The organism is Micromonospora sp. NPDC001898 (genome assembly GCF_042891255.1).
GTDB lineage: Bacteria > Actinomycetota > Actinomycetes > Mycobacteriales > Micromonosporaceae > Micromonospora.
This window is the reverse complement of record NZ_JBIATC010000028.1, coordinates 36,001-49,885: the sequence shown is the minus strand read 5'-3', so window position 1 is coordinate 49,885 and position 13,885 is coordinate 36,001. Positions and strand designations below refer to the sequence as shown.

Annotated in this window: 1 pseudogene; it reads right to left on the bottom strand. The window is 75.4% G+C overall.

Annotation, left to right across the window (positions count from 1 at the left end):
• Nucleotides 1-13,843, bottom strand: a pseudogene (locus ACFYZF_RS28915) (type I polyketide synthase); the annotation flags it as partial.
• Between the last annotated feature and the right edge of the window lie 42 nt (nucleotides 13,844-13,885).

The window sequence follows — 13,885 nt, the reverse complement described above, 5'->3', positions numbered from 1 at the left end:
CCTTCGCCCGCAGCACCTCCCCCAACTCCTCCGCACCCACCTCACCCAACGGGGTCATCTGCGCCACCCCCGCCGCGTGCACCACCGCCCGCACCCGATCACCACACCCCGCCAGACCGTCCAGCAACCCGGCCACCGCCGCCCGGTCGGCCACGTCACACCCCACCACCGACACCCGCGCGCCCAGCCCTCGCAGTTCCTCCACCACACCGGCGACCCCCGGCGCACCGTCGCCCCGCCGGGACACCAGCACCACGTGCTCCGCACCGGCACCGACCGCCCACCGCGCCACCCGCAGCCCCAGCGCACCGGTGCCACCCGTCACCAGGACCGTCCCCGACAACCGCACCCCAGCACCGGCACCGGCACCGGCACGCGCCAGCCGCCGCACGAACACGCCCGACGGCCGCACCGCCACCTGGTCCTCACCGCCACCCGCCAACACCCCACACAGCCGGTCCCACACCCGTCCGTCCGCCGCACCCGGCACGTCCACCAGGCCACCCCAACGGCCCGGCTCCTCCAACGCCACCACCCGACCCAGGCCCCAGATGGCACTGGCCGTGGCGTCGAGGGCCGTCGCGTCGGAGCCGTCCACCGAGACCGCACCGCTGGTCAGCCACCACAGGCGACCGTCGACACCGGCATCGGTCAGCGCCTGGGCCACGGTCAGCGCCTCGGCCACCCCGGCACCGGCGAGGGACATCACGCAGAGCAGACCGGTGACGGGGTCGCCGGGCCGCACCGCGCCGGCGAGCTGCCGCGCGATCCCGTCCCGGTCCACACCGTCGATCACCACGGGTACGACCCGGGCGCCCCGGGCCACCAGCGCGGCGACGGCCGGGTGGTCCTCCTGGCCGGGCCGCATCGGCACCAGCCACGTGCCCGTGAGGGTGGTTCGATCGTCGACCGCGTGCGACCGCCACACGACGTGGTATCGCCACGAGTCGACCGTCGACCGGCGCTTCGCGTCCCGACGCCACCGGGCGAGCTTCGGCAGCACCGCGCCGAACGGCTCGTCCGCGCCCGCGCCCAGCTCGTCGCCGAGCAGAGCCGGGTCGCCCGATTCCACCGCCGCCCAGAACCGCCCGTCGAGAGCGTCGTCGCGGGTGGCGAGGTCGGTCGACGCCGACGGCTCGGCCCAGTACCAGGCGCGGTCGAAGGCGTAGCTGGGCAGGTCGACGGCCCTCGGCCGGGCCCCCGCCTGTGCGAGGTACGCGGCCCAGTCCACCGAAACCCCGGCCACGTACAACTGCCCCACCGCCGCCAACAGCGACTCCACCTCAGAACGGTCCCGACGCAACGCCGCCACCCGACGCACCCCGTCACCCCCGGCGACATCGGCCACCATCGCCGTCAACACCGCGTCCGGCCCCACCTCCAAGAACGTGTCCACCCCCGCGTCACGCAGTGCGGTGACCCCGTCGGCGAACCGCACCGGCTGCCGCACATGACGCACCCAGTACGCCGGATCAACCAACTCCAACGGATCCGCCACCACACCGGTCACGTTCGACACCACCGGCACAGCCGGAGCCCGCCACGACAACCCCGCCACCACGGAGCCGAACTCGTCGAGCATCGGCTCCATCAACGGACTGTGGAACCCATGACTCACCGCCAACCGACGGGTACGCACGCCCCGCTCCCGCCAGACCCGCTCCACCTCGTCCAACGCCCCGACCGCGCCCGACACGACGACGGCCGTGGGCCCGTTGACAGCGGCGATCCCCACCCGGTCGGCCAACCCCTCCAGGGCAGCCAACACCTCAGCCTCGGACGCGGCCACCGCCAGCATCCCCCCGCCGGCCGGCAGGGCCTGCATCAACCGACCCCGCGCCGCCACGAGAACGCACGCATCCTCCAGCGACAACATCCCCGCCGCGTACGCCGCCGTCACCTCACCGACCGAATGACCCGCGAAGAAGTCGACCCGCACCCCCCACGACCGCAACAACTCCCACAACGCCACCTCGACGGCGAACAACCCCGCCTGCGCGAACACCGTCCGGTCCAACACACCCGCCTCGGCGGAAGCCTCGAAAACCACCTCCCGCAACGGCGGGAACCCACCGTCGAACTCGCCGTCGATCAGCCCACACACCCGGTCGAAGGACACCGCGAACACCGGGAACCGGTCGTACAACTCCCGACCCATCCCCACCCGCTGCGCACCCTGACCCGTGAACAACACAGCCCGACGACCCGACGACACCACACCCGACGACACCACACCCGACACCGCATCCCCGGCCGCCACCGCGTCGAGGGCCGCCCCCAGCTCGTCCACGCCGGATCCCCACACCACCGCGCGGTGCTCCAACGCGGCCCGCGACGACACCAACGACCACGCCACATCCACCGCCGCCAGGTCGGACCGGTCCCGCGCGAAGGACGCCAACCGCGCCGCCTGACCCAGCAGGGCCCGCCCGGAGCGACCCGACACCACCCACGGCACCGGCACACCGACAACGGCCTCCAGCCCCGGGACAGACTCCGCCCCTGGGATGGACCCCGCCCCTGAATCAGGCTCCACCCCGAACTCCGGCTGTTCCAGGATCACGTGCGCGTTCGTCCCCGAGATGCCGAACGACGACACCCCCGCCCGACGCGGCCGGCCCACCTCGGGCCACCCCCGCGACTCGGTCGCCAGCTCGACGGTCCCCGCCGACCAGTCGATGTGCGAGGACGGCTCGTCCACGTGCAACGACGCCGGCACCACCCCGTACCGCATCGCCAAGACCATCTTGATGATCCCGGCGACGCCCGCCGCCGCCTGCGTATGACCGATGTTCGACTTCACCGACCCCAACAACAACGGCACATCCCGACCCTGCCCGTACGTCGCCAGCAACGCCTGCGCCTCGATCGGATCACCCAACGTCGTGCCCGTACCGTGCGCCTCCACCACGTCCACATCCACCGGCGACAACCCCGCACTGGCAAGGGCCTGCCGGATCACCCGCTGCTGCGACGGACCATTCGGCGCCGTCAACCCGTTCGACGCACCATCCTGATTCACCGCCGAACCCCGCACCACCGCCAGAACCCGACGACCCTCCCGCCGCGCATCCGACAACCGCTGCACGACGAGGACGCCGACGCCCTCGCCCCACGCGGTGCCGTCGGCGGCCTCGGCGAACGCCTTGCACCGCCCGTCGGCCGCCAGCCCGCCCTGCCGGGAGAACTCGATGAACGCGCCCGGGGTGGCCATGACGGTCACGCCCCCGGCCAGGGCCAGGTCACACTCGCCGGACCGCAGCGCCTGGGCCGCCAGATGCAGCGCGACCAGCGACGACGAACACGCCGTGTCCACCGTCACCGCCGGCCCCTCGAACCCGAACGAGTACGACACCCGACCCGACAGCACGCTGGCGGAGGCACCCGTGGCCCCGTACCCGGTCAGCGCCTCACCGGCCTGGCGCACCACGGTCCCGTAGTCCTGGCCGTTGGTGCCGGCGAACACCCCGACCCGGGCCCCGCGCAGGGCCAGCGGGTCGATCCGGGCGTCCTCGAACGCCTCCCACGACGTCTCCAGCAGCAGCCGCTGCTGCGGGTCCATGGCGAGGGCCTCGCGCGGCGAGATGCCGAAGAACTCCGCGTCGAACGCGCCCGCCTCGTGCAGGAACGCCCCCCGGCTGACGTACGACGACTCGGCGGAGTCACGCAGGGACGCCAGGTCCCAGTGCCGGTTGGTCGGGAACTGCGACATCGCGTCGACGCCGCCGACCAGCAGGTTCCACAGCTCGGCCGGGGACCCGGCGCCGGCCGGGAAGCGACAGCCCATGCCGACGATGACGATCGGGTCGTCGGCGACGACCGGGCCGCCGACCACGGTCGGTGCGGGCAGGGCCCGCCCGCCGAGCAGTTCGGCGTGGATGTGACCGGCGAGGGCGGTGGGGTTCGGGTAGTCGAACGCGAGGGTGCTGGACAGCGTGAGGCCGGTGGCCGCGTCCAGCCGGTTGCGCAGTTCCACGGCGGCCAGGGAGGTGAAGCCGAGGTCCTGGAACGCCCGGTCGGGTGCCACCCGGTCCAGGGAGTCGTGGCCGAGCACGGCGGCGACCTCGCCGCGTACCAGGTCACCCAGTGCGTGCGCCTGCTCCGCGCCGGACATCGCCGCGAGCCGGGCGAGCAGCGCGGACGTCGGCGCCGGGTCGGCGGCGGCGAGCGCGGCCGGCGCGGCCCCCGCCACCAGGTCCCGGGTGAGCGGGTCGGGGCGGGTGCCGGCAGCGGCCACCCGGGCCCAGTCGATGTCGGCCACCACGAGGTACGTCTCGTCACGCCCGAGCGCCGCGGGCAGGGCCTCGACGGCGGTCCGGGGTGCCATGGCCCCGAATCCGTCCCGGGCCAGGCGCTGTTCGAACTCACCGGCGCTCACCCCGCCGTCGGCCCAGAGGCCCCAGGCGAGCGAGGTCGCCGGGAGTCCCTCGGCGCGGCGCCGCTGGGCCAGCGCGTCGAGGAAGGCGTTGCCCGGCGCGTAGGTGGCCTGGCCGGCGCCGCCCATGATGCCGGCGAGGGAGGAGAAGAGCACGAAGGCCGACAGGTCCGTGCCCCGGGTCAGCTCGTCGAGGTTGGTGGCGGCGGTCACCTTGGCCCGGAGCGCGGCGGCCATCTGGTCGACGGTCACCGCGTCGATCACGTTGTCGTCGAGCGCGGCGGCGGTGTGTACGACGGCGGTCAGGGGAAGGCCGTCGGGGACCGACCGCAGCAGGTCGGCGAGGGCGGCGCGGTCGGCCACGTCGCAGGACGCCACGGTGACCCGGCTGCCGAGCGCGGTCAGCTCGTCGACGAGCGTCCCGACGCCCGACGCCTGCGGGCCCCGGCGGCTGACGAGCAGGAGGTGTTCGGCGCCGGCGGCGGCCAGTGCGCGGGCGACATGTCCGCCGAGGGCACCGGTGCCTCCGGTGATCAGCACGGTGCCGCGCGGCGTCCACGGGTCGCGGGGGCCGCCGTCGCCGTAGGTGGCCCGGACGAGCCGGCGGGCGTGGCAGCCGGCGGCGCGCAGGGCGACCTGGTCCTCCGCGCCGGGGCCGGCGAGCAGCGTACGAAGGGTCCGGACGGCACCCCGGTCGGGGCGTTCGGGCAGGTCCACCAGTCCGCCCCAGCGGTGCGGGTGCTCGGCGCGCAGCACGCCGCCGAAGCCCCACGTCATCGCCTGGGCGGGGTCGACGTGCCGGTCGCGGGAGCCGACGGAGACCGCGCCCCGGGTGGCGATCCAGAGCCGGGCGGCTACCCCGGCGTCGCCGAGGGCCTGGGCGAGCACGACCGTGCCGGCGAGGCCGGCGGGCACGGTCCCGGTCTCCCCGTACGGCCGGTCGTCGAGCGCGAGGAGGGACAGGACGGCGGTGCCGGCGCGGTCCCGGTCCGGCAGGGCGTCGGTCAGGTCCTGGGCGAGGCGCTTGCGGTCGCAGCCGGCCTCGACCTGAACGGTGCGGGTCCGGGCGGGGTCGAGCGCGGCCACCCAGTCGCCCACGGACGGGTCGGCGTCGGCGGGTACGACCAGCAGGAAGTCCGTGGCCTCGGGCCGGGTGGGGTCGTCCACGACCGGCTGCCAGGCCACCCGGTACCGCCAGGAGTCGAGGGTCGCCTCGGTCTCCCGGCGCCGCCGCCAGGTGGACAGCGCCGGGAGCACCTCGGCGAGCGGGGTGTCCGCGTCGACGGCCAGGCTCTCGGCGAGGGCCGCCACGTCCTCCGCCTCGATGGCGCGCCAGAAGGCGTCGTCCTCGGCGGTACGCCGGGTGCCGGCGGGGCGGTGGGATCGGGTGGCTGCGTTGAGCCAGTAACGCTGGTGGTCGAAGGCGTAGCTGGGCAGGTCCACGGCCTTCGGCCGGGCCCCCGCCTGTGCGAGGTACGCGGCCCAGTCCACCGACACCCCGGCCACGTACAACTGCCCCACCGCCGCCAACAGCGACTCCACCTCAGAACGGTCCCGACGCAACGCCGCCACCCGACGCACCCCGTCACCGGCGGCGACATCGGCCACCATCGCCGTCAACACCGCGTCCGGCCCCACCTCCAAGAACGTGTCCACCCCCGCGTCACGCAGTGCGGTGACCCCGTCGGCGAACCGCACCGGCTGCCGCACATGACGCACCCAGTACGCCGGATCAACCAACTCCAACGGGTCCGCCACCACACCGGTCACGTTCGACACCACCGGCACAGCCGGAGCCCGCCACGACAACCCCGCCACCACGGAGCCGAACTCGTCGAGCATCGGCTCCATCAACGGGCTGTGGAACCCATGACTCACCGCCAACCGACGGGTACGCACGCCCCGCTCCCGCCAGACCCGCTCCACCTCGTCCAGCGCCCCGACCGCGCCCGACACGACGACGGCCGTGGGCCCGTTGACAGCGGCGATCCCCACCCGGTCGGCCAACCCCTCCAGGGCAGCCAACACCTCAGCCTCGGACGCGGCCACCGCCAACATCCCACCGCCGGCCGGCAGGGCCTGCATCAACCGACCCCGCGCCGCCACGAGAACGCACGCATCCTCCAGCGACAACATCCCCGCCGCGTACGCCGCCGTCACCTCACCGACCGAGTGACCCGCGAAGAAGTCGACCCGCACCCCCCACGACCGCAGCAGGTCCCACAACGCCACCTCGACGGCGAACAACCCCGCCTGCGCGAACACCGTCCGGTCCAACACACCCGCCTCGGCGGAAGCCTCGAAAACCACCTCCCGCAACGGCGGGAACCCACCGTCGAACTCAGCATCGATCAGCCCACACACCCGGTCGAAGGACACCGCGAACACCGGAAACCGGTCGTACAACTCCCGACCCATCCCCACCCGCTGCGCACCCTGACCGGTGAACAGCACCGCCCGACGACCCGACGACACCACACCCGACGCCGCAGCACCACCAGCCGCCACCGCGTCCAGGCCCGCCACCAGCTCGTCCACGCCCGAGCCCCACACCACAGCACGGTGCTCCAACGCCGCCCGCGAGGACACCGACGACCACGCCACGTCGGCCACCGCCAGGTCGGACCGGCCGCGCGCGAACGACGCCAACCGCGCCGCCTGACCCAGCAGGGCCCGCCCGGAGCGACCCGACACCACCCACGGCACCGGCACACCGACAGGCGCGTCCCCGGCGGTCGCGGGGGCAGGGTCGTCGTCGCCCTGCTCCAGGACGACGTGCGCGTTGGTGCCGGAGATGCCGAACGACGACACCGCCGCCCGACGCGGCCGGCCCACCTCCGGCCACCCCCGCGGTTCGGTCACCAGGGTGACCGCGCCCGACTCCCAGTCCACGTGCGACGACGGCTCGTCCACGTGCAGGGTCGCCGGCACCACACCCGCGCGCATGGCAAGGACCATCTTGATGATCCCGGCGACACCCGCCGCCGCCTGCGTATGACCGATGTTCGACTTCACCGACCCCAACAACAACGGCACATCCCGACCCTGCCCGTACGTCGCCAGCAACGCCTGCGCCTCGATCGGATCACCCAACGTCGTACCCGTACCGTGCGCCTCCACCACATCCACATCCACCGACGACAACCCCGCACCGGCAAGGGCCTGCCGGATCACCCGCTGCTGCGACGGACCATTCGGCGCCGTCAACCCGTTCGACGCACCATCCTGATTCACCGCCGAACCCCGCACCACCGCCAGAACCCGCCGACCCTCCCGCCGCGCATCCGACAACCGCTGCACCAGGATGACGCCGACGCCCTCGGACCAACCCGTCCCGTCGGCCGCCTCGGCGAACGACTTGCACCGCCCGTCGGGGGCCATGCCGCGCTGGCGGGAGAAGTCGACGAAGGTGTCGGGGGTGGCCATCACGGTCACGCCGCCGGCCAGGGCCAGGTCACACTCGCCGGACCGCAGCGCCTGCACCGCCAGGTGCAACGCGACCAGCGACGACGAACACGCCGTGTCCACCGTCACCGCCGGCCCCTCGAACCCGAACGAGTACGACACCCGACCCGACAGCACGCTGCTGGCCGTACCGACGCCGAGGTGGCCGTCGAGGGCCTCGGGGACGTCGACCAGGCTTGCGGCATGGTGGTGGTACATCATGCCGGCGAACACCCCGACCGGGCGACCGCGCAGGGCGAGCGGGTCGATCCGGGCGTCCTCGATCGCCTCCCAGGACGTCTCCAGCAGCAGCCGCTGCTGCGGGTCCATGGCGAGGGCCTCGTGCGGGGAGATCTTGAACAGGCCGGCGTCGAAGTCACCGGCGTCGACCAGGAAGCCGCCCTCCCGGGCGTAGCTGCTGCCGCGGCGGACGCCGGACGGGTCGTAGAGGTCGCCGATGTCCCAACCACGGTCGGTCGGGAAGTCGGTGATGCCGTCCCCGCCGGTGCTGAGGAGGTCCCACAGCTGTTCCGGTGAGCGCACGCCGCCGGGGAACCGGCAGCTCAGGCCGATGATGGCGATCGGGTCGTCGGGCGCGGCGGCGGCGCGGAGCGCCGGCAGCGGGTCGGCGCCGCCCCCGGTCTCGGCGTCCAGGTGGTCGGCGAGCCGGAGCGGGGTGGGGTGGTCGAACACGAGGGTCGCGGGGAGCCGCAGACCGGTCTCCGCGCCGAGCCGGTTGCGCAGCTCGACGGCGGTCAGCGAGTCGAATCCCAGTTCGGTGAACGGGCGTCCGGCCTCGACGGCGGCGGCGTCGGCGTACCCGAGGACCGCCGCGACCTGGTCCAGGACGAGCCGCAGCAGGGCGGCGGCGCGCTCGGCGCGGTCCAGCCCGGCCAGCCGCCCGGCCAGGGTGGCGGGCCCGGCGGAGCCGGACCGGGCGGCCCGCCGCCGGGGCGGGCGGACCAGGCCGCGGAGCACCACGGGCAGGGTGCCGGCCTCGGCCTGGGAGCGCAGCGCCGGGCCGTTCAACGCCACCGGGACCGCGACCGGCAGGCCGGTGCGCAGGGCGGCGTCGAAGAGGGCGAGGCCGTCGGCCGGGGCGATGGGGCGGGCGCCGGAGCGGGCGAGCCGGTCGGTCTCGACGCGGCCGAGGGCGGCGGTCATGCCGCCACCCGACTCGGCCCACGGCCCCCAGGCCAGGGAGAGTGCGGGCAGGCCGGCGGCCCGCCGGCGGTGGGCGAGGGCGTCGAGGAAGGCGTTGGCGGCGGCGTAGTTGGCCTGCCCGGGGCTGCCGGTCACCCCGGCGGCCGAGGAGTACGTGACGAACAGGGCGAGGTCGCGGCCGGCGGTCAACTCGTGCAGGTGCCGGACGGCGTCCACCTTCGGCCGCAGCACCTGCGCCAGGGTGTCGGGGGTGAGCGAGGTGAGGGTGCGGTCGGCCAGCACTCCGGCGGTGTGCACGACCCCGGTCAGCGGGTGGGCGGGGTCGATCCCGTCCAGGAGCGCGGCCAGGGCGGGGCGGTCGGCCGCGTCGCACGCCTCGACCCGGGCCGTCGCGCCCAGGTCAGCCAGGTCGGCGAGCAGGTCCGCGACGCCGTCGGCGTCGGCACCACGCCGGCCGGTGAGCAGCAGGTGCCGGGCACCGTACCGGGTGACCAGGTGGCGGGCGAGCAGCGCGCCCAGCGCGCCGGTGCCACCGGTGACGAGGACGGTGCCGGCCGGGTCGAGGGCCGGCGCGGGCGCCGCCGGTTCCGGGTCGGCGGCCACGAGGCGGGGCACCCGGACCTCCCCGGCACGCACCGCCGCCTGCGGCTCGTCGCCGGAGAGCAGGCCGGCGAGGGCGGACGCGGACCGCTCGTCGTCGTCGACGTCGACGAGCAGGAACCGGCCGGGGTGTTCGGCCTGCGCGGAGCGCACCAGGCCCCACACGGCGGCGGCGGCCGGGTCGGTGATGTCCCCGTCGTGGTCCACGGCGACGGCCCCGCTGGTCAGGACCACCAGCCGGGAGCCGTCGGTGTGCCGGTCCCCGGCCAGCCAGCCCTGGAGGACGGCGAGGGTGTCGGCGAGCAGTTCGTGCGTCCCGGCCGCGTCGGCGTCGGCGGGGCCGGTCACCGGGAGCAGGACGACGTCCGGCACCCCGGCGTCGAGGAGCGCGCCCAGGTCGGGGTGGCGGGTGGCGGCGGTGCCGGCCGGCAGCGGCGCGGGGCGGTCGCCGAGCACCGCCCAGGCGAGGCCGTCGGCGGTACCGCCGGTCTGCGGGTGCCGGGGCCAGTCGAGGCGGAACAGGGAGTTGCGCCACGGCGACCCGGCGGGGGTCAGGTCGCCGGCCGGCAGGGGCCGCAGGGCCAGCGAGCCGACCCGCGCGACGGGTGCGCCGGCGGCGTCCGCGACCAGCATGGTGACGGTGTCCGGGGCGGTCGGGGTGAGCCGGACCCGCAGGGTGTCCGCGCCGTGGGCGTACACCGTGACGTCGGACCAGGCGAACGGCAGCCGGGCCTCCCCGGCCTCGACGATTCCCAGCCCGACGGCCTGCACGGCGGCGTCGAGCAGGGCGGGGTGCAGGCCGTACGCGTCGGCCTCGCCGGCGGCCGGCTCGGGGAGCGCCACCTCGGCGTACACGTCGGCGCCGGCCTGCCAGGCGGCGCGCAGCCCCTGGAACGCCGGGCCGTAGGCGAAGCCGGCCTCGGCGGCCCGCACGGCCGGCTCGGCCACGTCCAGGGGTGTCGCGCCGGCCGGCGGCCAGTCGGCCGGTCCCTGGCCGGTCCGCGCGCCGTCGACCGGGGTGCGCAGTCCGTCGGCGGCCCCCGTGCCGTCGCCCGGGGCGAGCTGGCCGGTGGCGTGCCGGACCCACAGGTCGTCGGTGCCGGACCGGCGGCCGTGCACGGTGACCTGCCACGCGTCGCCGGAGTCGCCGGAGCGTTCGACGGCGACCTGCACGTCGACGCCGCCGGTGTCGGGGAGCGTGAGCGGGGCCTGGAGGGTCAGCTCGGTGAGCACGTCGGCGCCGACCTCAGCACCGGCGCGCAGCGCCAGCTCGACGAGGCCGGTGCCGGGGAACAGCACGGTGCCGCGCACCGCGTGCTCGGCCAGCCAGGGGTTCGTCTCGACGGACAGCCGGCCGGTGAGGGTGACCTCGTCGCCGTCGGCCGAGCGGAACACCGCGCCGAGCAGCGGGTGACCGGTGGGGGTCAGCCCGGCGGCGGTCACGTCGGCGGGCTGCGGCAGCGGCAGCAGCCAGTAGCGGTCGCGCTGGAACGCGTACGTGGGCAGGTCCACCGGCGCGGCCGGGCCGGTGAACAGGGCGGTCCACCGCACCGGCACGCCACGGGTCCACAGGGTCGCGGCGGCGGCGAGGGCGGTGGCGGCCTCGTCCTGGTCGGCGCGCAGCACCGGCGCGTACGCGGCCTGGTCGTCGCCGGTGATCTCCTGGGCCAGCGCGGACAGCACGCCGCCGGGACCGACCTCCACGAACGCGCCGACGCCGTGTTCGCGCAGGGTGGCCACGGCGGCGTCGAACCGGACGGTGTCGCGGACGTTGCGCAGCCAGTACGCCGGGGAGCAGATCTCCTCCGGGGTGAGCACCGTGCCGGTGACGGTGGAGACCACCGGTATCCGGGGCGCGGCGAAGGTGAGCTGCCCGAGCACGGCGGCGAACGCGTCGCGCATCGGGTCCATCCGGGCGGAGTGGAACGCGTGGCTGACCCGCAGCCGCCGGGTGGACCGGCCCAGGGCGGCGAAGTGCCCGGCGACGGCGAGCACCGCGTCCTCGGCACCGGAGACGACGACGGAGTCGGGGCCGTTCACGGCGGCCAGTTCCGCCCCGGTCACGTCGGGCGCGGCGGCCAGGTGGGCGCGCACCTCCGCCTCGCCGGCCCGTACGGACACCATGGCGCCGCCGGAGGGCAGCGCCTGCATGAGGGCGCCCCGGGCGGCGACCAGCCGGGCGGCGTCGGGCAGGGACAGCACGCCGGCCAGGTGCGCGGCGGTGACCTCGCCGACGGAGTGTCCGGTGAGGAAGTCCGGGACGACGCCCCAGGACTCGACGAGCCGGTAGGCGGCCACCTCGACGGCGAAGAGGGCCGCCTGCGCGTACCCGGTGCGGTCGAGCAGTTCGGCGGGGCCGTCGAGGACGGCGTCGAGGGGCCGGTCAAGGTGCCGGTCCAGTTCGGTGCGCGCGGCGTCGAAGGCGGCGGCGAAGGCGGGGAACTCGGCGTACAGCCGGCGGCCCATGCCGACGCGCTGGGCGCCCTGGCCGGTGCAGAGCACGGCGAGGCGGGTGGGGCTGGCGACGCCGCGCCGCACGGTGGCGGCGGGAACGGTGTCGGCCAGCGCGGTGAGCCCGGCGAGGAGGTCGTCCGAATCGGCGCCGAGCAGCACGGCCCGGTGTTCGAGGGCGGACCGGCCGGTGGCGAGGGCCCGGCCCAGCGTGGCCGGCGGGACGTCGGGGTGCTCGGCGAGCCAGGACCGCAGCCGCCGCGCCTGGGCGGTCAGCGCGGCGGCGCTGCGGGCGGACAGGACCCAGGGCAGCGGGTCGGGGCCGGTGACTGCTCCGGCCGGCGGCGGCACCTCGTCGCCGGCCGACGGCTCCGCCACGGGCGCGGCTGCTGGCTCCGCCACGGGAGCGGCCGAGGGCTCCGCCACGGGGGCGGCCTCGACGATGACGTGGGCGTTGGTGCCGCTCACCCCGAAGGAGGAGACGCCGGCCCGCGCCGGGCGGGCGGCGGTCGGCCAGGGTTGGGCCGCACGGAGCAGGCTGACCGCGCCGGCCGTCCAGTCGACGTGCGGGGACGGCTCGTCGAGGTGCAGGCTGCGGGGCAGGACGCCGTGCCGCATCGCCATGACCATCTTGATCACGCCGGCGACCCCGGCGGCGGCCTGGGTGTGCCCGAGGTTGGACTTGATCGAGCCGAGCCACAGGGGCCGGTCGGCGGGCCGCTCGCGGCCGTACGTGGCGATGACCGCCTGCGCCTCGATCGGGTCGCCGAGCCGGGTGCCGGTGCCGTGCGCCTCGACGGCGTCCACGTCGGCGGGGGTGAGCCGGGCGTTCGCGAGGGCCTGGCGGATCACCCGCTGCTGGGAGGGGCCGTGCGGGGCGGTGAGTCCGTTGCTGGCCCCGTCCTGGTTGACGGCGGTGCCGCGGACGACGGCGAGCACGGGGTGGCCGTTACGCCGGGCCTCGGAGAGCCGTTCGAGCAGGAGCAGGCCGGCGCCCTCGCTCCAGCCGGTGCCGTCTGCGGTGGCGGAGAAGGACTTGCACCGGCCGTCCGGGGACAGGCCCCGCTGCCGGCTGAAGCCGACGAACGTGTCCGGGCTGGACATCACGGTGACGCCGCCGGCCAGAGCGAGGGTGCACTCGCCGGAGCGCAGCGCCTGCGCGGCGAGGTGCAGGGCGACCAGGGAGGACGAGCAGGCGGTGTCGACGGTGACGGCCGGGCCCTCGAAGCCGAAGGTGTAGGCGATCCGGCCGGACACGACGCTGCCGTGGTTGCCGGTGCCGACGAACGCCTCGACCTCGTCGGGCACGCCGTTGAGGCGGGAGACGTAGTCGTGGTACATGACGCCGGTGAAGACGCCGGTCCGGCTGCCCTTCAGGGACTCGGCGGCGATGCCGGCCCGCTCGACGGCCTCCCAGGCGACCTCCAGCAGCAGCCGCTGCTGCGGATCCATCGCCAGGGCCTCGCGGGGCGAGATGCCGAAGAAGCCGGCGTCGAACTCGCCCGCGTCGAGCAGGAAACCACCCTCGCGGGTGTACGACTTGCCGTGTGCCTCCGGGTCGGGGTCGTAGAGGTTCTCCACGTCCCAGCCCCGGTCGGCGGGGAACGGCGTCACCGCGTCCCCGCCGGCCTCGACCAGCCGCCACAGCGCCTCGGGGCTGTGCACCCCGCCCGGGTAGCGACAGGCCATCCCCACGATCGCGATGGGCTCGTGGTTCTGCTCGTCGGCGGCCCTCAGGCGCTCGCTGGTCTCGTGCAGGTCAGCGGTGACGCGCTTGAGGTACTCGCGGAGCTTGGCTTCGTTCGCCATCGGTAGATCACCTGTCGCTAATGGGCAAGCGGCGGATTCGTG